At 62.1% G+C, this 23,155-nt stretch carries 23 protein-coding genes; 10 read left to right on the top strand and 13 right to left on the bottom strand.

Annotated features, from left to right (window positions below; translation table 11 throughout):
* Window positions 1-81 precede the first annotated feature (81 nt).
* On the bottom strand, window positions 82-1,974 hold the full coding sequence (gene ligD / locus FJ960_RS28150) for a DNA ligase D (protein ID WP_140718401.1): 1,893 nt from the start codon (window positions 1,972-1,974) through the stop codon (window positions 82-84).
* A 746-nt stretch (window positions 1,975-2,720) separates the two neighbouring features.
* Between ligD and FJ960_RS28160 the strand changes: the two genes are divergently transcribed.
* The 9 genes from FJ960_RS28160 (at window position 2,721) to FJ960_RS28200 (ending at window position 11,330) form a co-directional block, all read left to right on the top strand.
* A complete protein-coding gene (locus FJ960_RS28160; RefSeq protein WP_140506207.1) occupies window positions 2,721-3,824 on the top strand; it encodes a GSU2403 family nucleotidyltransferase fold protein in 1,104 nt (367 codons plus the stop codon).
* Between the two features lie 817 nt (window positions 3,825-4,641).
* Window positions 4,642-5,067, top strand: coding sequence for a hypothetical protein (locus tag FJ960_RS30105; protein WP_246672993.1), 426 nt, complete (start codon window positions 4,642-4,644; stop codon window positions 5,065-5,067).
* Window positions 5,068-5,184: 117 nt separating this feature from the next.
* On the top strand, window positions 5,185-6,219 hold the full coding sequence (locus FJ960_RS28170) for an ABC transporter substrate-binding protein (RefSeq protein ID WP_140718403.1): 1,035 nt from the start codon (window positions 5,185-5,187) through the stop codon (window positions 6,217-6,219).
* 10 nt (window positions 6,220-6,229) lie between these two features.
* Window positions 6,230-6,997 (top strand): ABC transporter permease subunit, encoded by a 768-nt coding sequence (locus FJ960_RS28175; RefSeq protein ID WP_140718405.1) that lies wholly within the window; start codon window positions 6,230-6,232, stop codon window positions 6,995-6,997.
* Complete coding sequence (locus FJ960_RS28180; RefSeq protein WP_140718407.1) at window positions 6,997-7,683, top strand: ATP-binding cassette domain-containing protein; 687 nt, start codon at window positions 6,997-6,999, stop codon at window positions 7,681-7,683. Before FJ960_RS28175 ends, FJ960_RS28180 begins: the two co-directional genes overlap by 1 nt.
* A complete protein-coding gene (locus tag FJ960_RS28185) occupies window positions 7,680-8,855 on the top strand; it encodes an ABC transporter substrate-binding protein (RefSeq protein ID WP_140718409.1) in 1,176 nt (391 codons plus the stop codon). Before FJ960_RS28180 ends, FJ960_RS28185 begins: the two co-directional genes overlap by 4 nt.
* Window positions 8,843-9,805, top strand: coding sequence for a PQQ-dependent catabolism-associated beta-propeller protein (locus FJ960_RS28190; protein ID WP_140718411.1), 963 nt, complete (start codon window positions 8,843-8,845; stop codon window positions 9,803-9,805). The genes FJ960_RS28185 and FJ960_RS28190 overlap by 13 nt, the downstream gene beginning before the upstream one ends.
* The gene (locus FJ960_RS28195) at window positions 9,802-10,527 is read left to right on the top strand and encodes an ATP-binding cassette domain-containing protein (protein WP_140718413.1); all 726 of its coding nucleotides are present in this window, start codon (window positions 9,802-9,804) and stop codon (window positions 10,525-10,527) included. Before FJ960_RS28190 ends, FJ960_RS28195 begins: the two co-directional genes overlap by 4 nt.
* Window positions 10,524-11,330 (top strand): ABC transporter permease, encoded by an 807-nt coding sequence (locus tag FJ960_RS28200; RefSeq protein WP_140506191.1) that lies wholly within the window; start codon window positions 10,524-10,526, stop codon window positions 11,328-11,330. The genes FJ960_RS28195 and FJ960_RS28200 overlap by 4 nt, the downstream gene beginning before the upstream one ends.
* Here the strand turns inward: FJ960_RS28200 and FJ960_RS28205 are convergent, their stop codons facing one another.
* The 11 genes from FJ960_RS28205 to FJ960_RS28255 form a co-directional block, all read right to left on the bottom strand.
* Window positions 11,331-11,747, bottom strand: coding sequence for a c-type cytochrome (locus tag FJ960_RS28205; protein WP_140718415.1), 417 nt, complete (start codon window positions 11,745-11,747; stop codon window positions 11,331-11,333).
* A complete protein-coding gene (locus FJ960_RS28210; RefSeq protein WP_140718416.1) occupies window positions 11,728-12,606 on the bottom strand; it encodes a cytochrome c oxidase assembly protein in 879 nt (292 codons plus the stop codon). The genes FJ960_RS28205 and FJ960_RS28210 overlap by 20 nt, the downstream gene beginning before the upstream one ends.
* Window positions 12,603-12,821 (bottom strand): hypothetical protein, encoded by a 219-nt coding sequence (locus tag FJ960_RS30110; RefSeq protein ID WP_246672994.1) that lies wholly within the window; start codon window positions 12,819-12,821, stop codon window positions 12,603-12,605. The genes FJ960_RS28210 and FJ960_RS30110 overlap by 4 nt, the downstream gene beginning before the upstream one ends.
* Window positions 12,822-12,943: 122 nt before the next feature.
* A complete protein-coding gene (locus tag FJ960_RS28220; RefSeq protein WP_027145372.1) occupies window positions 12,944-13,549 on the bottom strand; it encodes a cytochrome c oxidase subunit III in 606 nt (201 codons plus the stop codon).
* Window positions 13,546-15,519 carry a cytochrome c oxidase subunit I gene (gene ctaD, locus FJ960_RS28225; protein WP_140718417.1) on the bottom strand — a complete coding sequence of 658 codons (1,974 nt, stop codon included), beginning with the start codon at window positions 15,517-15,519 and terminating at the stop codon, window positions 13,546-13,548. Before ctaD ends, FJ960_RS28220 begins: the two co-directional genes overlap by 4 nt.
* Window positions 15,516-16,529, bottom strand: a complete 1,014-nt coding sequence (coxB, locus tag FJ960_RS28230) for a cytochrome c oxidase subunit II (protein ID WP_140718418.1) — start codon at window positions 16,527-16,529, stop codon at window positions 15,516-15,518. Before coxB ends, ctaD begins: the two co-directional genes overlap by 4 nt.
* On the bottom strand, window positions 16,526-17,059 hold the full coding sequence (locus tag FJ960_RS28235) for a c-type cytochrome (RefSeq protein ID WP_140506179.1): 534 nt from the start codon (window positions 17,057-17,059) through the stop codon (window positions 16,526-16,528). Before FJ960_RS28235 ends, coxB begins: the two co-directional genes overlap by 4 nt.
* A complete protein-coding gene (locus FJ960_RS28240; protein ID WP_140718419.1) occupies window positions 17,056-17,895 on the bottom strand; it encodes a substrate-binding domain-containing protein in 840 nt (279 codons plus the stop codon). The genes FJ960_RS28235 and FJ960_RS28240 overlap by 4 nt, the downstream gene beginning before the upstream one ends.
* Window positions 17,876-19,627, bottom strand: a complete 1,752-nt coding sequence (locus FJ960_RS28245; RefSeq protein WP_281405567.1) for a methanol/ethanol family PQQ-dependent dehydrogenase — start codon at window positions 19,625-19,627, stop codon at window positions 17,876-17,878. The genes FJ960_RS28240 and FJ960_RS28245 overlap by 20 nt, the downstream gene beginning before the upstream one ends.
* Before the next feature lie 122 nt (window positions 19,628-19,749).
* On the bottom strand, window positions 19,750-20,532 hold the full coding sequence (locus tag FJ960_RS28250) for a heme-binding protein (protein ID WP_181165883.1): 783 nt from the start codon (window positions 20,530-20,532) through the stop codon (window positions 19,750-19,752).
* Between the two features lie 639 nt (window positions 20,533-21,171).
* On the bottom strand, window positions 21,172-21,399 hold the full coding sequence (locus FJ960_RS28255) for a hypothetical protein (protein ID WP_140506173.1): 228 nt from the start codon (window positions 21,397-21,399) through the stop codon (window positions 21,172-21,174).
* Window positions 21,400-21,772: 373 nt separating this feature from the next.
* On the opposite strand from FJ960_RS28255, the gene FJ960_RS28260 reads away from it, so the two are divergent.
* Window positions 21,773-22,669, top strand: a complete 897-nt coding sequence (locus tag FJ960_RS28260; RefSeq protein WP_140718425.1) for an SIR2 family protein — start codon at window positions 21,773-21,775, stop codon at window positions 22,667-22,669.
* Between the two features lie 132 nt (window positions 22,670-22,801).
* On the opposite strand, the gene FJ960_RS28265 is transcribed toward FJ960_RS28260, so the two are convergent.
* The coding region (locus FJ960_RS28265; protein ID WP_140718420.1) for a metallophosphoesterase family protein at window positions 22,802-23,155 on the bottom strand (354 nt) is incomplete at its 5' end.

Raw genomic sequence — 23,155 nt, forward strand, 5'->3', positions numbered from 1 at the left:
AACGGGGCCAATCTTCGCAGGTTCCAATCAGGCCAAGGCAACGAAGCCCTTATCCAGCCTTACTGCCTTCGCGGAGTGGGGCTACAAATTTGGCAATGATTGGTCGGCTCGCCCCCATCCCGCCAGAGATTTGCTGAGTGCGCGTTTCTTCAATTCAGAAGCGTCGCCGACGTGGAAATGCGAGGGCGCATCAATCGTCTTCATTTCCGCCCAGGTGATCGGCGCCGCGACCGGAGCGCCCGATCGGGACCTTGCGCTATAGGGCATGATCGCGGTCGCCCCACGCTGGTTGCGCAAATAGTCCACAAAGATGCGACCCTTCCGGCGCTTCTTCGACAACGCGGCCGTAAAGTGAGAGGGATCGCTTTGAGCGACCGCTTGCGCGAGGCGATGCGCGAAGTCTTTCACTTGCGGCCACTCGGCCTGAGGGGTGAGCGGCGCGATCACATGCACTCCTTTGCCTCCGGTCAGCATCGGGAATGTCGTAAGCCCCAATGACTTCAAAATATCACGAAACTGGAAAGCTGCGGCGCGGACAGCTTCAAAATCGAGACCCTCATCGGGGTCGAGATCGAAAACGAGGCGGTCGGCCTTTTCGATATCCTCGATCCGAGCTCCCCACCCATGCAGCTCGATCGTTCCCATCTGTACGCAGGTCATCAGCCCATCGGCATCGTCGACATAAAGGTATGGCTCCTCCTGGCCGTCCTTTTCAGTGATACCGACGTGGTGGACTTTGTCGCCAAAGCTCCCGGCATCATGCTTCTGGAAGAAGCACTTCTTGGCCCGGCCTTGGGGACACCGAACCAGACTGATCGGTCGACTCCCAACCCAAGGAAGCATGATCTCAGCGACGGCCGCGTAGTGGTCGGCGAGCTGACCCTTGGTGATATTCGACTCCGGATAGATCACGCGGTCACGATTGCTGATGGCGATGGTCTTCCGCGGCGACGTGGTCAGCTTGGCTGTGCGACGTTCCGTCTCCAGCATGACCGCCTCCGGCTTCTTGTCTTCGCGCAGACCGAGGTAGCTCGGATGTCTCAACGTTCCTTCGTTAGTCATCTCGGCGAAGGCAATCTCCGCGACCAGCTTGGGGCGAAGCCAGTGTGCTCCGCGAACTTCGGCTCGCGGCGCCGCGACGGTCGCGGCCTTCTGCTCGAGCGGTGCCATGATCTCCATGAGACGGAAAAGTTCAGCTGTATCGAAGCCGGTACCGACTTTTCCGGCATAACGCAGCTTGCCGCCATCATGCACTCCAAGGATCAATGACCGGAACGCGCGGACCTTTTCGGACGGCGTCCAACCGACAATCACGAACTCCTGCCGCTTGATGCACTTGATCTTGAGCCAGTTTCCGCCGCGGGCCGCCACATAATGCGAATCGGCGAGCTTGGAAACCACCCCCTCGAGCCCGGCTGCGCAAAAGCGGCCGAGCAGCTCTTCTCCGCGCCCCAGAATATGATCAGAATAACGAAGCACCGGGTTCTTCGCGGGCAAAATTCTCTGGAGCTTTTCCTTGCGTTCAAGGAGAGGATGCTTCGTGAGATCTTCGCCGTCGAGTTGAAGGAGGTCGAACGCATAAAAGTCGATAGTGGCTGGCGCACCCTTTAATGCGTTCTGAAGCGCCTGGAAGTTTGATCGTCCGTCGGCATCGACAACGACGGCCTCTCCGTCAATCAGGGCAGAGCGGACCTGGAGCTTGCGGGCCTCCGAAAGAATGGACGGAAAACGGTGAGACCAGTCCAGGCCAGATCGCGTGTAGGCACGCGCTTCGCCGCTGCCGACCGCAACAAGAATGCGATAGCCGTCGTATTTCATTTCGTGGATCCAGCGGTCGCCGGCAGGGACGACGTCCACGAGCGTTGCGAGCTGGACGGGCCGAAAAGTGGGCAGTGCCAAATTGGCTTGCTCACGCGTTGGCGACGTCGCTTGATGAGCGGTTGACCCCTGCATTGCCTTACGCGACGTTGGCATGACCACTCACCGCCCCATACCCAAGACGAAATGGCTTAATCGCGTCCAACGCGCGACTGCTTCTTAAGTTTCGCCGAGAAGCTTGGAGCTTGTTGCCATCATTGTCCCGCCTTATCAGCGCCTCGGCCTGCTCTCAGCTGAATCCGTACTGCCTGCCTCCGTCCACCATCTTCTCAGTTTACCCGCACAATGTCGCCGGGCCGGGCAAGAGCCAGAGTAGTCGCGGAGATCGCTTGAAGCGTCGCGGTGTCACGGGCCTATCGGCCTTCCGCACCAATTGGTGAAGGAAACTCCGGGTAATCGGTCCGCACCCACTCCTCAATGAGCCAGCCTTCATCGTCGAAACGAAAAATGTTGGACAAATCCCAGGTCACACGCCGGCGGTTCGGAGGCAAGGGGGGCCGACGGGCGACTGTGTGAATTCGCGGGCAAAGCGTCCCTCGACCCAGGTTTGGCAGGCGACATAGTCACCTTCGACGATGATGATGCCTCGAGGGATCTAGCGACCGTCGAATGCTATGGACTTGAAGTAGTTGGCAAGCCCGGCGTAGTCCACCTCGAAGCCATCCGGGCCGTGGAAACGGAACTTCTCCGTGTCGAAGCACCCGGCATCGATCGCCGCGCCTGTATGGTTGGCGATGTGGCAGCGTTATAAGACCTCTGCAATTGTCTTATAACGTCACTTGCGTCGCTTCAGCTCATGCCGCTATAAGAGAAACGCATTTTTCTTATAACGGAGCCGACGCATGAAGACGGTCGATCTCGTTTATCGCACGATGTATGCGGAACTCGTTCAGCGCTGCCTTGATGCATCGTTCGTAACCGACTTCTCCACGGCGGGAAATTTCGTCCGGGTTCCGGTGAAGGGGCGGGGCTATTGGTATTTTGAGGAAACCCAACCCAAGAAAACGCGGAAGTATGTCGGCCCGTCCGACGATCCCGAGATCGCGAAACGCGTTGAAGCCTTCCAAGAGATCAAGGAAGACCTCCGTAGCCGACGGAAACTCGTCTCCACGCTGACTCGCGAAGCAGGGCTGACCGCACCGGACCGGTTCACTGGCGATGTCGTTGAAGCCATCGGAGCAGCAGGAATCTTCCGCTTAAGAGGCGTGCTCGTCGGTACGGTTGCCTTCCAGACGTATGCGGGACATCTCGGCGTAAGATTGCCTGGTGCTTCATTGCAAACCGGCGATGCCGATTTCGCGCAGCATTACTCGACTTCGTCGTCAGTCGAAGACACCCTGCCGCCGATCCTGGAAATCTTGAGAGAGATTGATCCAACCTTCAGGGAGATCCCCCATAGATCGGATCCCGGACACACGACCCAATTCGAGAATGCAACGAGATACAAGGTCGAGTTCCTTACGCCGAACCGGGGATCGGATGACTACACCGACCGCGCCAGTCCGATGCCAGCACTGGGCGGAGCTTCGGCGCAGCCCTTGCGTTTCCTCGATTTCCTGATCCACGAGCCCATCCGGACCGTGATGCTGCATCGGTCAGGGGTGCCTGTAACCGTGCCGTCGCCGGAACGGTATGCAGTTCACAAGCTCATCGTCGCCTCTCGCAGGAAATCAGATGCAAACGGCGTCGCCAAGCGCGAAAAAGACGTCCATCAGGCCAGCCTCCTCGTCGAGGCACTGGAGGCGACCCGTCGCAAGGATGACCTTGCAACAGCGTTCTCGGAAGCGTGGGGGAGGGGGCAGCACTGGCGCGAGGCGATGCTGAAGGGGCTGGGCCTGATGCCGCCGAAGAAACGACAGGAAGTTGAGGACACAGTCAGAAAGGCCCTTGTCGAGATCGGCGAGGAGCTGGACGGCTTCGACTCGGCCGTGAACTCGAAGTCGTAGTCAAAAGGGCGAGGCTCGAAAGCCGCCCTTGTCGGTTGGATTGAAGAGGACCAGCGTTGATCAGGATCGCTTACGAGGGAGTATAACCTAGCTGTTGAGGTCTGTTCGCCGTGTGTTCGTCCAAAAAAGCGCATAAAGGCAGTCTGGAATTTGCAGAGAATTTCCAGAAGCCGCCATCTCTTCGCGGCCTCAGATTTGCCAGCATGGCAAAAGCTGCGAACGGATTCAATGGATTGGGTGACGCTGTCAGAGCCGTTTCGGCATCCAGGCTGTGCATTGTTCGAGGCGTTCCAGCGTAGCTTTTGGCCAACAAGCTGGTGACCCGCATTAAGCAAATTGGATTGCCTTTGGAACCAGCCGCATTGATCAATTCGGATTCAAGCAGGACTATCCGATCTCCCATCTGCTGAGCCTCCGTCAATCGTATTTCTCTAATCAGAGCCCAAGCTGCGCATATTCGACGTCACCATCCATGCAGCGTGGAGTAGCGCACGAAAACTAAACACCGGCAGATTTGAAAAACTCGCAAGAAGATGTCGCGCATCCCGGCTGATCACCCGCTGGTCATCCCCGCGAGGAACACCACCTGCTACCCGGGAATACGGCTGATCTGTGCCGTCTGGCACATCCTCAGCCTAGTTGCAGAAGAAACTTAATTGACTTTGTAACGACCGTTTCAGAGCCTTTATCTAAAGAAGCCGTGCCAATCTCCAACGAAACGACATGACGCCTCGCAGATGCCGGTCAGATTAATGTGCTCCCGGAGCGCTGTGCATCCGGCGGCTGCCCGCCCTTCCGCGCGGGTGCGGACGAGGATTTGCCGGAGAACGCCAAACCCAATGCGCTGCGTTTATCGCTCGCCGGTGTGCAGTTCGAACTCCAAAAGACTCTACATTTCCGACCAAGACGCCTGCTCACATCATTTGTTAAAGACTCAAGGGGCACGCGGAGTCATGTTGCAGCGTTCAATGCACATCTGCGGGACGGAGGAGCCATGTTGTTTCCGGGTCAAGTCGTCATGTCCGACGAACTGGAAATGCTCACCCGAGTCTGTCGGACCGCCTGCAACGAGCGGGATATTCCGCTCGACAGCCCGCAGGCACAGACACTCGCGTCCCATGTCCTGAAGCTTTTCCTGAACGGGCTTATGGGCGAGGAAGAGCTGCTAAGCGCCGAGCGGAACCGTATGAAAAGGCAAGCTCACATCGCCGCCTTGAATCAGCCGCCTGCTCCAGCACGCTAAATCCCGGACCCCGCAGCGACTCCTATTGGCGGCGCAGGCGTACCCGATGGTCAGCGCACCAGGAGGAACATTCCTGCCAGCCCGGCGTTAGGGGGGGTCCGCCACACCGGTGCGCTCGTGCTGATCTCGAATCCTCCACGTGAGTGGCTCACCCGAGCCGATTGGCCCGTTATATCGCGGCGCGCGGTTCTTGCAGCGCTTTCCTCCTTGATCGTGGCCGGTCCCACTGCAGCCGCGTCTGGGCAATCCCTCCCTGTCCGGTTTGGCGTGCTCGGATTTGGCACGGCCGCCTGGGAAGTCGACGTGGTCCAACGATATGGGCTGGACATTTCGCACGGCGTCTCTCTCGAGGTGCGGCGTCTTGCCAGCACGGAAGCCGGCAAGACCGCGTTGCTGGCCGGCAGCGTCGACGTCATCGTATCGGATTGGGTGTGGGTGACGCGCCAGCGCGCGGAAGGCGCCGATCTTGTTTTTGTTCCCTATTCGCGCGTGGTCGGCGCACTTGAGCTACCCGCCGGTTCCCCCGTCCGCAGGCTAGCGGATTTCGATGGCAAACGGCTCGGGGTCGCGGGCGGCCCGCTCGACAAGAGCTGGATCTTGCTGCGTGCGCTTAACCTTCGACAGTCGGGACGCGACCTCGCCGCGAGCGTGCAGCCTGTATTCGGAGCGCCGCCTTTGCTCGAACAGGAATTCCTTGCAGGCCGGCTCGACGGGTTGCTGACATTCTGGAACTTCGCGGCCCAGCTCGAAGCCGCCGGAGCCCAGCGGTTGCTGAACGTTGGACAGATTCTGGAGGGGCTGGGCGTTTCCGGCGAGCTGCCGATGCTCGGCTATGTCTTCCATGAAGACTGGGCGCGTGCTGATCCTGCGGTTCTTAGCGGTTTCCTGAAAACGGTAATGGCCGCCAAGTCGCTTCTTGCCACTTCCGACAGCGAATGGCACGCGCTGGCGCCGCAACTGGGAACAGATGATGTCCGGCTTCAGGCCGCCTTGCGCGACGCCTATCGGGATGGAATCCCCCGCCGCTTCGGCAGGAAGGAGCGCGACGACGCGGCGCGCCTGTTTTCAATTTTGGCCGATCTGGGCGGTGAAGCTCTGGTCGGCAAGGCGAAAGGCTTCGATCCCGGCATCTTTTGGAGCATACCCGCTTGAGACCGCATCCATGAGCAACAGCTTGGCCGCTTCCGCCAATGCCCAGCGATGGCAGAGCGTCGCGGCGCTGCTTGGTATGCTTCTGATCTGGCAGGCGGCGGCATCGGTGGTGGCCAGCCGGCTGTTGCCGAGCCCTTTGGAGGTCACCATCGTCCTCTTGCAAGAGGCGCTGCAGGGCGAACTCGCTTTTCACCTCGGCGTCTCGCTAACGCGAGTGATTGTGAGCCTTTCCGTCGCGATCGTGGTCGGCTCCGCGCTTGGCTATGCCGCCGGCCGCTCGCGTGATGCTGATCTTTGGTTGAAGCCATGGGTCGTTCTGCTGCTCAACGTGCCGGCGCTGGTGACCGTCATCCTCATCTATGTCTGGCTCGGTCTGGTCGAGACCGCGCTCGTGTTCGCGGTCGCGCTCAACAAGATCCCCAATGTGGTAGTGACCATTCGCGAGGGCGCCAGCCGGCTGGACAAGGACCTCACGGAAATGGCCGAGGTCTATCGTTTCACCGGAACGAGGTCGCTGCGCTACATCGTGCTCCCGCAATTGGCACCGTTTTTCCTCGTCACCCTGCGCAGCGGACTGGCATTGACCTGGAAGATCGTGCTGCTCGCCGAATTGCTTGGCCGCTCCAACGGGGTTGGATTCCAGCTGCAGATCTATTTCCAGAACTTCGACGTGTCCCACATCCTGGCCTATGCCATAAGCTTCGGAGTGGTGATGCTGGCCATCGAGTACGGCCTGCTCGGGCCTTTGGAAGGCCGACTTGGCGTGTGGCGGCGTTGATGCTGACCATCAGGATAGAGATGAAGACCTTCGCTATTCCCGGCCAGGGCCAGGGTAGGACCGTGTTCCGGGACTTCGCTCTCGATGTGCCGCACGGCCAGGTTTGTGTGATCGCTGGGCCCTCGGGAGTTGGCAAATCGACGCTGCTCTCGATCGTCGCAGGCACCGACCGCGAATTCCGCGGCGTGGTGGAGGGACGCGCGCTTCCTGTCGGGATGATGTTCCAGACACCGCGTCTGCTCCCTTGGCTGACCGTCTTGCGCAATGTCGAACTCGTGATCCCCGGGCGGGAGCAGGAGGCATCGAGGTGGGTTGCCGCCGTAGGCCTTGAGGATCACGCAAACGAATATCCGCAGCGTCTCTCCGGAGGCATGGCCCGGCGCGTGGCGCTCGCCCGCGCGCTTGCCGTCGAGCCCGCGCTGTTGCTGCTCGACGAACCTTTCGCTTCGCTCGACGAGGCGACGGCGAACACGATGAGCCTCCTGCTGCGTGAGGTTTTCAATACCCGGCCGCCCATCGCGCTTATTGTCACGCACAATTTGGCCCAGGTCTCGTCGCTGGCCGACCGCTTCGTCGTTCTGGAAGGCTCGCCGGCAGCTATCGTGCGCGATGTCGGGATTGCGCGGGGTGGCGGACCGGCTTCACCGCGTGGGCCGGCCAGCTTGCAGGCAGGCGGAGCGGAATGAGACTGGTGCTGTCGATCGTGCTGCTCCTGTTGGCCGCTGCCCCCGGCTCCGCCGCACCGCAGGCCATGGTGGTCGGCTATATCGGCCAGGAGCGCACGCCACCCCTGCCTTTAGGACCGCTTGACCAGCCCGTCAGCGATGACGGCCTGCAGGGGGCCCGGCTGGGCATCGCCGATGACGGCGGCACCGGCCGCTTCCTCGGCCAGCATTTCCAGCTCGAAGAACGCGTGCTGAAGCCAGGCGAAGCGCCCACCGAAGCAATCGCCAGCCTTGCCGCGAGCGGCGTCACTTTCGTCGTGGCCGACCTCGATGCGGCCCCGCTGAACCAGGCTCTCGCAGCACCCGGAGCAGACAAGATGCTGTTGTTCAACAGCCGTGCGCCGGACGATGCGCTCCGCCAGCAGCACTGCCGCAAGAACCTCCTGCATACCGTTCCAAGTCGCGCCATGCTCGCCGACGGCCTCGCGCAATATCTCATCTGGAAGCGTTGGCAGCACTGGTTTCTGCTGGTCGGCCCGCATCCTGCTGACGAGGCGCTGGCTGCAGCGTTGCGCCGCGCGGCGACACACTTCGGCGCCGAGATCGTCGTCGACAAGCCTTGGACGTTCCGGCCTGCCAATGGTCGTGCGGACACGGGACATGTCACGCTTCAGACCGAGATACCGGCCGCCACCCAGGTCGGCGATTACGACGTGCTGGTCGTCGCCGACGAGGCGGACGAGTTCGGCGCCTATCTCGAGGGCCGAACCGCGCTACCACGGCCGGTCGCCGGGACGCAGGGGATCGTGGCGACCGGCTGGAGCGCGGTCAACGAGGAATGGGGCGCAACGCAACTTCAAGACCGCTTCCGCAAGCAGGCCGGGCGCTGGATGACGGCTTACGACTACGCCGGTTGGCTCGCCGTGCGCAGCGTCGGAGAAGCGGCAACACGCCTGCGCAGCCTCGATGCTTCGGCGATCACGGCATATTTGCGCAGTGACGACTTCCTTCTCGCCGGCTTCAAGGGGCAGGGGCTCAGCTTCCGGTCATGGGACGGCCAGATGCGGCAGCCCATCCTGATAGCGGGGCCGCGGCTGCTCGTCTCCAGCTCACCGCAACCGGGTTTCCTGCATCAGCGCACGCCCCTGGACACGCTGGGCGTCGACCTCGAGGAGAGCGCATGCAGGTCGTGATCCCAATCCTGCTGTCGGTGTTGATTGTCGCCGGACCTGCCGCAGCGGAGACGATCTACGTATCGAACGAGCAGGACAACACAGTGGCGGTGGTGGAGGGCGCCGGCATGAGCCTCTCCACGGCCATCAACGTTGGAAGGCGCCCGCGCGGCATGGCGCTTTCGGTCGACAAGAAGCTGCTCTTCGTGGCTGTGGGCGACGACAACCGGATCGACATTGTCGATCTCGCCAAACGGCAGGTGACCGGCCAGCTCCCCTCAGGAGTCGATCCGGAATTTTTTGTCGTGCATCCTGACGGCAAACGCCTGTTCGTCGCCAATGAGAATGACAATCTGGTCTCAGTCGTCGATATCGCGTCCGCCAAGGTGATCGGTACCGTTGACGTCGGGGTCGAACCCGAGGGTATGGCGGTCAGTGCCGACGGCCATTACGTTGCCTGCACCTCTGAGACCACCAGCATGGTGCACCTCATCGACGTCGGCACGCTCGACCTCGTAGACAACCTCCTGGTCGACACCCGTCCCCGCGCGGCGTCGTTCTCGCCGGATGGGAAGCAGCTTTGGGTGTCTTCCGAAATACGCGGAACCGTGACCGTCTTCGACACTACGTCTCGTGCTGAGGCCGGCAAGGTCCAGTTCGAGGTTCCCGGTATCCGCCGCGAGGGCGTCCAGGCGGTAGGCATCGAAATGACCCGCGACGGCGCCACTGCCTATGTGGCGCTTGGTCCGGCCAACCGGATTGCCGAAGTCGATACGAGGACGCTGGCCGTGCGCCGCCTCTACCTCGTCGGCCAGCGCCCGTGGCATGTGGCGCTGTCGGATGACCAGAAGCGCCTGGTAAGCGCCAATGGCAATTCCGGGGACATCTCGTTCATCGATCTTGAAGACGAGGAGGTGGTGAAGTCGGTGCCGGTGGGACGCGGCCCCTGGGGAGTGGTGATCGGCCCATGAAGGCGCTGTCACTCGAAGGTCTCGGACACAGCTTCGGACAGCGGCGGGTTCTCGAAGCCGTGTCGTTCTCGGTCGCGGAAGGCAGAATGTGCATACTGCTCGGACGCAACGGCGCCGGCAAGACGACGTTGTTCTCGCTGGTCACCGGCCTCTATCATGCCCGATCCGGCCAGATCGATGTGTTCGGCCACTCCATGCGGGCCGATCCGGCCGCCGCACTTGCCCAGATGGGTGTTGTCTTCCAGCAGCAGGCGCTCGACCTCGATCTCACCGCCGCCGAAAATCTGCGCTATCACGGCGCCCTGCACGGGCTGGCGGCCGGCGTCTGCGAAACGAGGTTGCGCGAAGAACTCGAACGGCTGGAGGTCCTTGACCGGTGCGACGAGCCGGTCCGTTCACTGTCGGGCGGTCAGCGGCGACGTGTCGAAATCGCGCGCGCCCTGATGCATCGGCCCCGCATCCTGCTGCTCGACGAGCCGACGACCGGGCTCGACGTGCCTGGGCGCCGGGCGATCGAGCAGCATGTGCGCGCGCTCTGCCGGGAACGAGGTATTGCCGTTCTCTGGGCAACGCATTTCCTGGAAGAGGTGTCGGCCGACGACGACCTGGTGGTGCTGCATAAGGGCAGGCTGCGTTGGGCTGGCGGGGCCGGCCGCGTCGCGGCGGATCTTGCGGTCGCCAGCATGGCCGATGCGTTCGATGTGCTGACGGAGGCGGCATGAAAAGGCGTCACGCGCTGCGGGCCATTACAGGCATACTGCGCCGGGAGATGTTGCGAACGCTGCGGCAGCGTGGCCGGCTGCTCTCGGCGATCATACGGCCGTTGGTCTGGCTCGCCATCTTCGCCGCCGGGTTCCGCTCGGTGCTTGGCCTGTCGATCACGCCGCCCTACCAGACCTACGTGCTCTACGAAGTCTATGTCGTCCCCGGACTGGCGGCCATGATGCTGCTCTTCCATGCCATGGCAAGTTCGCTGGCCATGGTCTACGACCGCGAGATGGGCAGCATGCGGCTGTTGCTGACGGCACCGCTTCCGCGCTGGTACCTACTTGCCGCGCGGCTGCTTGCGAGCGTCATCGTCAGTCTGCCGCTGGTCTATCTGTTCCTGCTGATCGCGCGCTATTGGGACGTGCGCCCCCCAGTTCTAGGCTATCTGGCCGTGTTTCCGGCGCTCGTCCTGTCCGGCCTGATGCTCGGCGCGTTTGGGTTGCTGGTTTCGTCGATCTCGACGCAGATGGAGAACTTCGCCGGCGTGATGAACTTCGTCATCTTCCCGACCTTCTTCGCCTCGACGGCTCTCTATCCGATATGGCGACTCGCCGAGGCTGGGCCGGTGCTGGCAATGATCGCCGCATGGAACCCGTTCAGTTCGGCGGTCGAGCTGATACGCTTCGCCCTCTATCTGCGCTTCGATCCCGTTTCGGCTCTCGTCGTTCTCGCTTGCCTCGTCGGGTTTTTCCTTGGGGCAGTGGTCGGCTATGACCCCGGTCGTGGCTTGTGGTCCCGGCGCGGCGGCGAAGGCTAATCATCTGAGGGCATAGAGATAGGCGGCGATATCGCGCGCCTGCTGCTGCGTAATCCTTGTCGATGGCATCGCCGTGTGCGGATTGATCTCCCTGGCCTCTCGTACCCAGCGGATCAGGTTCTCGGGATTGTTAGCCAGCACCCCGCCGATAAAGACCCGGTCGGCAAGGCTGGAATCGAGGCTCGGACCAACCTGGCCTTGTGCCCCTGGCACGCCGGGGATTGTATGGCACCCCGAGCAGCCATTCGCGGTCATGATCGGAATGGCGCGCGCGCCCACGCCACCGGTCGCAACGTCCGATTCGTGCCGAACACGATCACGCCGGTCCGACCACAAGGTCGCCCCGGCGACGGCGGCGGTCAGCAGCAGGATGGCGGCGAGCGCGCCGCCGGTCATCCTAGCCAGGCCGGAGCCCATCGGTGGCCTCCCTGATTCCGCTCTTGCTTATCCAAAGGCCGGCGAGCAGCAAGGCGGCTCCGCCATAGATCAGGCCAGCCGGAACCCACATCACCAAGCCGGCGAGCTGCTGGTCCTCGATCGGGGTCAGTCCCCAGAGCGCCGCGCCAGCGGCATTCTGCGGATACCAGAGTTTGGGCGACAACAGCAGCAGCACGCCAAGTAGACCCGTGTGCAGCGAGGTGAAGAAGAGATGCATGACCGCGCTGCCATAGGCCTGCTGGCGGCCGGAACGCGGCAGAATCACCCACCAGAACAGCAGGGCTGTGCCGAGGAAGCTCGCATGCTGGGCATAGTGCAGGACGCCCTGCTGAAGCGCTGCCTCGAACAGTACGGGGACGTGCCAGATCCAGATCGCGATACCGTGGATGGCGGTTGCGTTGAGGGGACGGCTGGCAACGGCCCAGACCGCCTGGAGAAACTTGCCGTGCGTGAGCATTCCCGTTCCTCGGCGGAATGCGGCCGGCAATGCCCATATCAAGGCTGCGCCGGGGCAGGCGGCGACAAGGAGCGGCGCCGCCACCGCCATCAGCAGTTCATGCTCGATCATGTGGGCGGCAAACACCCGTTCGCCAAGCGCATGGATCGGGCTGACCAGCGCTCCCGTCAGTAGGCTCCAGCCGGCGACGAACAACAGAGCTTGTCGCGTCCGCTCGGGGCGGCCCCGGCTGCTGCGGCGCCACAGCCGGCTCGCTCCGATCGAATAGATGAGCGCGATTGTGGCCAGAGGGAGCGTGATGGGAAACGCAAGTGTCCATCCCGCTTCGGGCGCGCCGGCGCCATAGCAGATCGATGTTGAGAGGAAAGCCTCGAAGCTCATCGCAGGCACTCGTCAAGGATGAGCGCGGCGCTCCCCTGCATGACGATGACGAGGGCAAAAAGCAAAGCCGCAAGAATGCCGAGATCGGCGACGAATTGTTCGGTGCTGCGCGTGCGCTCCGGCTTGAAAGCCGCGCCCCCCTGCCGCTTTGCCCGCCAAGAAAGCATGCCGCCGAGAAGCGAAAGCAAGGCAAGCAGCAGTGCGATTGGAAGCACGACCGGGACCTGGCGATTGCATTGCCAGGGAACAAGCGCGTAATTCAGCTGCGTCGAAATTGCCCAAGCCGAGGGCCCCGACAGAAGGCCACCCCAGGACGTTCCCAATTGCAGCGCGCGCATCAGCCTAGCCTCGGTACCCAGTAGATGAGCAGGTAGATCGGGATCCAGGTGAGCACCACGAAATCCCAGTAGAAGACGTTATCGCCTACGTCGCCGAAGCGCCGGCCGCTGTAGCCATGGCGTGTGAACATCAGCACCGTCAGCACGATCGTGTCGCCGACATCGGTGATCAGGTGGGTGGTGTGCAGTCCAAGCAGCACCCAAAGCATCGAGCCGTACGCGTTCGTGTCCCAATAGATATTCAGCGCCGGGAACTCGAACCAGCGCACCACGAGCGGGGCGAGACCGAACAGCGACATCACCACCATGCCGATCCGCACCGGTACAATGGCGCAACGCTCGGCGTAGCGATTGAGAATGTGGTTCGGCACCAGGCTGGCGATCAGCAGGAGGGTGACGATCGTTCCCGGCCAATGGTTAGGCTCCGGGGCGCTCAGACGCCAGTTGGGCCACGACATTGCCAAGTAGAGATAGGCGCCGGCCGCCAGCGCGAAGCCCGTCCCCTCCAGCGCCATGAAGCCGAGCGTGCCCCACCAGGTCGGGCTGCGCGGACCATGTCCAAAGGTGGGAAGCCCGGAAAGGTCGGCGACGGGTCGCTGGTTCATTCCTCGTCCTCCGGATCGCCTTTGGGCCAGAACCAGCCGACCAGCGTGACCGCGATCGGCACGGCGCCCCACACGACCGCCCACGGCGTGAAGATCGAGTAGAGGAAAGTGCCGCCCACGGCGATCGCCGCAAGCAGGGGCCAGATTGACGGCGTCGCCGATTTCTCGCGGATGTCGGGATGGGCTTCCGCCACCGTCGAGATGAGCAACTCGCGCACGTCGACGCGCAGGCCGGTTGCGACGGGAAGCGCGTCTCGTTCGGCCCACAGCGGCTCAACGTTTGTCACGATCGGGATGCGTGTGAAATTATAGCTTGGAGGCGGCGAGGACGTTGCCCATTCCAGGGTGCCGGCATCCCAGGGGTTGTCCCCGGCCGGTACGCCTTTCAATACGCCGTGCACGAGGTTGAAAGTGAACAGCACGAAGCTCAAGAAGAACAGCACCGCGCCGGCGCTGATGAGCAGGTTGATGTTGCCCCAGCCAAGCTCCGCCGGATAGGTGTAGACCCGGCGCGGCATTCCCCACAGGCCGACCAGATGCATCGGGAAGAAAGCCACGTTGAAGCCGATGAAGGCCAGCCAGAAATGCCAGCGTCCAAGACGTTCGCTCATCATGCGGCCGGTGATCTTGGGGAACCAGAAATAGGCCGCGCCCAGCAGCGGGAATACCGATCCGCCGATCAGCACGTAATGGAAGTGGGCGACGACGAAATAGGTGTCGTGCACCTGCAGGTCGAGCGGCACCGAGGCGAGCATGACGCCGCTGAGCCCGCCGATGACGAAGATGAAGAAGAAGCCGAAGACGAACAGCAGCGGCGTGCGGATCACCGGTCTGCCATCCCACAAAGTCGCCAGCCAGCAGAAGATCTGCAGGCCATTGGGTATGGCGATCAGCATGCTGGACGCCGTGAAGAAGCTCGCCCCCAACTTCGGCAATCCCGTCGCAAACATATGGTGCACCCAGAGGCCGAACGACAGGAAACCGACCGCGATCAACGAAAGGACCAGCCCGAGATGGCCGAACGTCGGTCGCCGGGCAAAAGCGGGAATGATCGAGGAGACCATGCCTGTCGCCGGCAGGAAGATGATGTAGACCTCGGGATGGCCGAAGAACCAGAACAGATGCTGGAACAGCAGGGCGTCGCCGCCCTCCGCCGGATTGAAAATGTGGGTTCCGACAAGCCGGTCGAGAATGAGGAAGGTCGAGGTGATCATGACTGCCGGCATCGCGAAGACCACGACGAACGAAGTGACCAGCAGTGCCCAAACATAAAGCGGTATCTTGTCCAGCGACATGCCGGGTGCGCGTTGCTTGAACACGGTCACGATGGTGGCGACGGCGACCGCAAGCGAGGACACTTCGGTATAGGTGATCATTTGCGCCCAGACATCGGCGCGCTTGCCGGGAGAGAATTCGGGACCGGACAAAGGCACATAGGCGAACCAGCCGACGTCCGGTGCCATGTTGAGGAGGAATGAAACCCAGGCAAAGACGCCGCCCGAAAGATACACCCAATAGCCGAATGCATTGAGCCGCGGGAAGGCGATGTTGCGGGTGCCGACCATCAGCGGCACCAGATAGATCCCCGTTGCCTGCACGATAGGCACGGCGAACAGGAACATCATGGTGACGCCATGCATCGTGAACAGCTGGTTGTACAGGTCCGGCCCGATCAGCCCACGCTGCGGCCCTGAGAGTTGGATTCGCATGGCGACCGCGTTCAGTCCGCCAAGGCATAGGAAAATGAAGGCCGTGATCAGATAGCGCCTTGCGATCACCTTGTGGTCGACGCTCGACAGAGCGCCGATGATGCCGGGCGGCGTGCGCCATGCCCGCGCCAGCCAGCGGTGCAGGCTGGCGTCGTCCATGCCGGTATCACGCGGTCCGTCATGCTCGGGAGCAACGTCGCCTTCGGTGGCGGTCTCCCGTTCCGGCAGGTCGCGTTCGCTCGTCAGATCCGCGCTGCTCATTTCAGACCCTCGAGATAGGCGACGATGGCGTTGAGTTCGTCGCCGTTGAGCTCCACCACCGGCATGTGGGAGCCGGGCTTCACGCCTTGCGGATCCGCTATCCAGGCCGCCAGATTGCCGCGGCTCATCATCAAGGTACCGGCAGCGATGGTTTGCCGGCTGGCTACATGCGTGAGATCAGGCGCGACGGTTCCTCCCGCTGGAGTGCCGCCGATCCTGTGGCACATCACGCAGGGGCGCTTGAGGAACAGGTCCGCGCCATTTTTGGCCTCCCCATTCGTCGGGGGCCCAGCCGGCTGCAACTGGTCGTTCCACCAGGCGTCGAACTTTGCCCGCGGCTCGGCGATGATGAAGGTGCCCATATTAGCATGCTGCGCACCGCAGAACTCGGCGCACTGGCCGCGATAGACGCCGGGCTTGTCGGCCATGATATCAAGTACATTGATATGACCGGGGATGAGGTCCAGCTTGCCGGCCAAACTCGGGATCCAGAACGAGTGGATAACATCGGTCGAGGTCAGCAGAAGCCGCACGGGCTCCCCGGCGGGAATGTGGATCTCGTTAGCCGTGGTCAGGATGCGGCTCGGCGTGGCATCTTCGTAGCGCACCTCCCACCACCATTGGTGGCCGGTAACGCGAATGGTGAGCGCAGCGTCCGAGCCGATCGCCGCTAGCGTCCTGTTGGCGAAGAAGCTCAGCAAGGTCAGCCCGACCACGATCGCGGCAGTCAGCCCGACGGCGATCACGACGACCCGCAACTTGCGATGGTCGGCGCCCGCGTCGAGCGCGAGCGGCTCGGAACGTGTGCGAGGCCGCATCAACAGCGGCGCGGCAAGCGCGATCATCACCAGGACCCAGATCACTGCGCAAAGCGCGGTGAAAAACCAAATGAGCCATGCCAGCTCACTGGCAGCGGGACCTTTCGGATCGAGCGCTGATTGCCATCCCGAGCATCCCTGCAGAAACAAGACGCAGGTGGTGCCGAACCCGGTCGACGCAAGGCGTTTCACGGTGATTTCCCCAGTGTGGCGGCGTCCGGCAGGCGGTTTTCCGACGGATGTGGCATCATGTCGTCATTGCGCTGCGGGGCGGCGGACGAGGGCGCATTGCCGCTCAGCGAGCGGACAAAGGCGGCAAGCTCCCAAATCTGGTCATCGGGGATCTTGTCGCGGAAGCTCGGCATGCCTTTTGGCCGACCATCGCGGATCGTAGCGTGGATGCTTTCGATCGAGCTGCCGTAAAGCCACTTCTGGTCCATCAAAGCCGGCCCCATGCCGCCGCCGCCATTGGCATGACAGCCCGAACAGTTGAACCAGCTGAACAGCCGCTTGCCTTCGCTGAGGTGGAAGGCGTTGGCCTCGAAACTCGCCGCCTTGTTATCGCTGGCGGAAGCCCGCTGTCCGCCGGGTTCCAATGTCGTCACAGGCGTCGGCTGCTCGCCCGATCCGAGCGAATTTTGCGGGCGCGTGTCCCGCTCCTCGCGCTGGCATGCCGCAAGCGTCAGGAGCGCAAACAGGAGCATGGCGGCGCCCGGCCTCATCGCACTGGACTCCCCGAGCCGTCGAGCCGCGGCACGCCATATTGCGACAGCAATGCGTCGATCTCGGCCTTGTGCCTGGCCAGCGCGCTATTCACATCGCCACGTAGCACATCGTCCTCGCGCCTAACGCCCATCGAGATGTCGTAGATCATGGGCAACTGCGGTCCGTCGATGCGAGGGGTGACCGGCGTGATGCGCAGCGGCACTTTCTGCTTCTGGGCGAAGTAGCCGGCGAGCGGGCCCCAGACGACGGCAAGATCGATCTCGCCGGTCGCCACCGCTTCAACGATGCGCGCTGGGGGGTTGGGTGCGGAGTAGTCGCCATAGACCGGGTAGCCGACGAGGTGCCCGACGATGCCACGGCGGCCAAGCGCCTGAACGGGGGGCGAATTGGCCCCGTCGTCGCCGATGAGTTGCACGCCGATCCGCATAGCGCGCAGTTGCGGATCGTTGAAGGACGCCACATCCGGACCGTCCTGGCGGGTGACGAAAACATAGGATGAGCGATAATAGGGTGTGGTGGTGCGCAGCATTTCGAGGTTGGCAGGCGTGCCTGGTACGAGATCGCAAAGGCCGGCTTTCAGCGTGTTGCGCACGAAGCCGCGGCGCTGCGCCCACCAGGTGTAGGTCAGCTTGGCACCGAGATCGGCGGCCACGATCTCAACGATCCTGTTCTCGAAACCCTGACCGGCCGCGTTGGAAAATGGCATGTTGTTCGGATCAGCGCAGACCCTCAGTTCACGGGCATTGGCTCCCACCGGCAAGAACAGCAAGGCGAGCGCGGCCATGCCGAGCGCCAGGCGCGCGGCCCAGTGTTCAGGGCAGCCGGAACACATAAAGCGTGCCTCCCGCCGTTGTGGCCTCCTTGAGGTCCTTCATCGCGTTGACGAAACCGAGCGCGGCGGTGGCGTCGCGCGGATCGAGATCGCCCGATACGATCGCGCCGGCCCAGCCGCCGACACCCGACAGGATCGCTACATACTGACGTCCGTCGGGACCGCGATATGTGATGGGCTGGCCAATGATGCCGGACGCCGTCTTGAACTGCCAAAGCAGATCGCCAGTCTTGGCGCTGACCGCCTTGAACCAACCTTCCATCGTCCCGTAGAAGACGACATCGCCAGCCGTCACGACCGCGCCGCTCCACACCGGGAAGTTCTCCTTGAGGCTCCAGGCGGGCTTCTGCGCAGCGATGTCCCAGGCGGTGAAGGCGCCCCGGTTGCCACCGGGTCCAGGGATCATGCGCACGTTCATGCCGACATAGGGGGTGCCGGCGATGTAGTTCACCTCGACGCCTTCTTCGTCCATGCACAGATTGTTATGCGGAATATAGAGCAGCCCGGTCTTCGGCGAGAAGGCGGAAGGCTGCCAGTCCTTGAGCCCCGACGCGGTTGGGCAGATGTCGCGGACGACTTTACCGGTCCCGGTCTTCTTGTCCGGGTTTTCGATCAGACGGCCGCTCTTGAGATCGACACCCTTGCTGGAATTGACAGGGCCGAAAGGTTTCGCGGACAGCACTTCGCCCGTGGTCCGGTCGAGGATGTAGAGGTAGCCGTTGCGTTCAGGCCGGACCAGCACCTTGCGCGGCTTGCCCTGCCAGTTCATGTCGAGCAGGACCTGCTCGTTGATCCCATCATAGTCGTGGAGGTCGTGCGGGCTCCACTGATAGAACCATTTCGCCGCGCCGGTATCGGGATCGCGGGCGAAGATGCCTGACGTCCATTTGTTGTCACCGGGCCGCAGATCGGGGTTCCACGGTCCAGGATTGCCGGTGCCGTGGAAGATCAGGTTGAGATCCGGATCGTAGGAAATCCAGCCCCACATGTTGCCGCCGCCGATCTTCCAGGCTTCCGGCGGCCATGTTGTGACGCCAAGGTCCTTGCCCTTGTCCATGTCGTAGTGCGGCTTGAAGTCCGGGCCGATAAGCACGTCCTTGTCCGGCCCGGTGCCGTAGGCCGTCCAGACGACGTGACCGTCGCCGGCGTCGAGCGCCTTGACCCAGCCGCGGACGCCCATCTCGCCGCCTGAATTGCCGACCAGCACTTTGCCTTTCACCACCAAGGGCGCCATGGTGATGGTCTCGCCGATGTTGATGTTGCCGATATGGGCGTTCCAGATCGGCTGACCGGTGTTCGCGTCGAGCGCGATGGTGTGCCCGTCCAGTGTGTTGAAGAAGATGCGTCCGTTCGCGAAAGCGGCGCCGCGATTGACGACATCGCAACAGGCAACCCCTTGCGCCGCCGGCTCGGGATTGGGTTCGAACTTCCATTTCATCGGCGCACCCGGCTTGGTGAGATCAAGCGCGTAGACGATGTTGGGGAAGGGGCTCACGATGTACATCGTGCCGCCGACGACCAACGGCGCCGCTTCCTGGCCCTTATTGACGCCGGTCGAGAAGGTGAAGGCCACCTGCAGGTTCTTGGCGTTGCCTTCGTTGATTTCCGTGAGCTCGCTGTAGCGGGTCGACGCGTAGTTCTTGGCGGGCATCGTCCACTGCCCGTCGTCAGGTGGCGCAGCGGAAGGCGGCGGCGAGATCGCCGGCGTTGGCGGAGCTTCCGAAGCGGCCATCAGTAAGGGAGTGGACACCAGCAGCAGCATCGCAAAGATGCTCGCAAGACATTTTCTGGGTGCCGCCGAGCGGTTGGCGCATACCGCGACAACGCAGGGCGCGACAGGTTGGGCTGTTCGCTTCATTTCGGCGTCGAGCCTCCGACGCCAGAACCAAGTTCGGCCGCGACATCGGCCTCATGCCCGGCACAAAGCGGGTGGCCCCACCCGGAGGCGCTTTTGCCACCGGGATCGAGATCATAGATAATGGCATCCTTGCGATTGGGATTGACGCCCGCCGGAACTTTGTCGAGGCCGAGCGCCGCGCGAACGCGCCAGGCGACATTGTGGTCGGCGCAGGAGGAATCGCCACTGACGCCAAGTGCACCGACGACCGTTTTGCCGTCGTATAGAGCCAGGCCTCCGCCAAACACGACAATGCCGCCGATCGGCTTGCCTAGCAGCGGATCTTGGGCGCTACCGAAAGTCTTGGCATCCCCGGCATAGGCTGCCGCCTGGTTGACGGGATTGGTGGCCTGCAGACCGAACAGCGGCCCACCCGGCTGCACCCCTGCATAGAGGTTGGCGGTCGAGAGCGCCATGTTCGCCAAGCTGAGCCCATTGGCTGTATTCGCCTTCTCGGCGGCGATGAGCCGGCTGCCCGGCCATTGCGCATCGACGGCAGGTCCACTGAAGGCGACGGCGCAGACCGTCCCGTCGCGGGCGACGACGGCCGCCCATTCATTGGTCTCGAAGCCGCCATTCGCCGGGCCCCCGCTTGCCTTGACATTGGTCTTCAAGGCTGCGAGCAGCTTCTCGTGGTCGGCTGGGCACGGCGCTTGGGCTCGCGCAGGGTTTTGTGCCAGCCCGACAATGGTCAGGATCAAGAGGCACAGAGATGGTAAGGGAAACTGGCGACGGTCCATGGCTCCTCGAAACACCTTCTGCATGGGAGTTGATCCGCTCTTGGGCACCGAACGAACAAGGAGCTGCTTTGTTCCTGATGCGTGGAGCGACAGTGTTGCAGGCATTAGGCGCGCGAAGCAGCCGGGGCTGGCCTGCCCTTGAGTGGTCTGCCAATGCAGGTGCCCTCAGCGCTCTTGGTGAGAGCATATCTTTCCTCTTCTGCAGCCCGCCAGTGACCGGAAGAGCCGGCTTGACCGCCGGACTCTGATGATCGCAGCCAAGGAACAAGCAGAACTGCCCTGCGTTGGACAGCCGATGGAGCAGCTTCGATCAGATTTGGCCGCGATGGTTCAGCCTGGTTACTGGTTGGCCGTCGTGCTTTTGTTGATCCCTTACGCAGTGGGCGTTTTCTTGCTGGTCAGGACGTGCCATTGCCTTTGACTTGACCCGCCGGCCTTGAATTGTGAGCGCCAGGGCAACAGGTACAGCCCCGCTATTGACGGAATTCGGCGCAGTTTCGTGTTGGTGTTCGCGTGACGAGCTGTGTGGGGCCTTCGTGACGCGCTATCGGCACCTGATCCGAAGAGCCACCTCCAGTCTCTTGAGGAGTCTCTGTCACATCGTGCGGATTTGTCGAGGTAACCTGTGTCCTGCTGGCGCTATGCCGCCTGTGCAGGCTCATTGAGGTCGAAATCGACAATCTGGCCTCGGCTGACCGCAGCTCTTGCAATGAGCGTGGCCAGTTCATAATCAGAAGCGAGGCAACCCCGGAAAACTGTGCGTATCGCGACGACGGCCGCCGATACCGAAAGCGGCCAAGGTTTGCCTCTCCTGCACTCAATATAGTGCTGGATAAGATAGTCCAGATCGCGGTGCTTTTGGCTCATCTCAGCCTCCTTTCCTCGCGAATGTACGGGACCGGAACTCGCCCGCACTTAGATTTGTTAATGGCTATAAATTTTTGCCCAGGAATAATCAGCCAAGGTGCTCGGCCACGGGCAAGCTCGATCCTCTGATCGGAACCTCACATCTCTGCTGGCTTCCGGGTTGTGCCTTCGGCGCGAACGGCTGCCCTGCTCCAACAGACGTCGTCACCAGACGCGCCAGCCCCGACGGCAAGTTTCGGACTGCACCGTGGGAACACAGCGTCGCTCTGCTGGTTTGGTCGCGGACGATGCCAGTGATCCGAAAGAGAATGTCAATGCCTTCTGCCACGGCTGCAACTGCTTGGAGCGCCTCATCCAGCATCGGCTCCTATCTATGACCGATGGGCTCGCATCACTGGCAAAAGCGATCGGCCGCGGTAGCGCGATCCTGTTTGTCGGAGCGGGTGTGTCGATCAGCGTTGGGCTTCCATCCTGGGAAAAGCTGATCGAGCAGATGGCAAAAGAACTTGGGATCGATGAGGAATTTTCGATGCGGCGCGACCGTTTTCAAACTCTGGCCGAGTACTATCGGATTAGGCATGGCAGCATCGGACCACTGCGCAGCTGGATGGACAGGAACTGGTCGGTCGCCAGGGACCGCATTGAGACATCGGAGTTGCATCGCCTCATTGTGATGCTCAATTTCCCCATTATCTATACCACGAACTACGACCGGAACCTGGAACTGGCTTACGAAATATACGGTCAGCGATACGTCAAAGTGGCCAATGCACGCGATGTAGCGCAAGCCCGGCAGGGGGTCACCCACATCGTGAAATTCCATGGCGACTTCGACGATGATTCGTCGCTTGTCCTGACCGAAACGGACTACCTCGATCGGCTTTCCTTCAATTCCCCACTCGATGTGCGGTTTCGTGCGGATGCACTTGGTAGCACGATCCTCTTCATAGGCTATAGCCTTTCCGACCCGAATATCCGGTTGCTGTTGCACCGCCTTTGGCAAACCTGGCATCGATCCGGCTATGAAAAAGATCGTCCTCCCTCGTTCATCTTCATGGCCAGCCGAAACCCCGTGGAGGAGGCGGTGCTTGGACACTGGGGCATTTCGGCGGTCGTCGGCGAGGTCGATGATCCGCAGGCTGCCCTGGTGAACTTTCTCAGGCAGCTGGTGGAGGCGGTCGGGGAGGAGGCGAAATTTGGACGGGCGGACCCCGGTGGAACGATGTCCGCCCGGCAGACGAATGGAGCCACCGGCTCGGGGGGAAGTTAGGCGGGCCTCTTGAACGAGCCGCGAGAGGCAGAGAATTCCGTCCGAAATTTCAACATCAATTTCGGTCCGCAGCATCCACTAGGAGACGGTCGGATATAGGCGCGGACGTATGTTATGCGTCGCTGAGTTGGTTCAGCCTCCTACCAAGCTCCGCATCGAGGGCTGTATGCTGCCCCGAGTAATGTCGACCGTCGCAAGGGTGACAGGCAGCTTGAACCGCCGTGGGCCAGCGCTGCCCGGGTTCAAATAAAGCACGCCATCCACTGTCTCCATCCTCGCAACATGCGAGTGACCGGACACGATCAAGTCGATGCCTTGGGCAACCGGGTCGATCTGCAGCGTCTTGAGATCATGAAGCACGTAGATTGCTCGCCCGGCGAGGCGTACGAGCTCGGTTTCCGCGTATGGCAGCGCCCAGCCACCGGTGTCTACGTTTCCTCTGATCGCGGTAACCGGCGCGATACAGCGAAGCGCCGTGATGATCTC

The organism is Mesorhizobium sp. B2-3-11 (assembly GCF_006442215.1).
GTDB classification, from domain to species: domain Bacteria; phylum Pseudomonadota; class Alphaproteobacteria; order Rhizobiales; family Rhizobiaceae; genus Mesorhizobium; species Mesorhizobium salmacidum.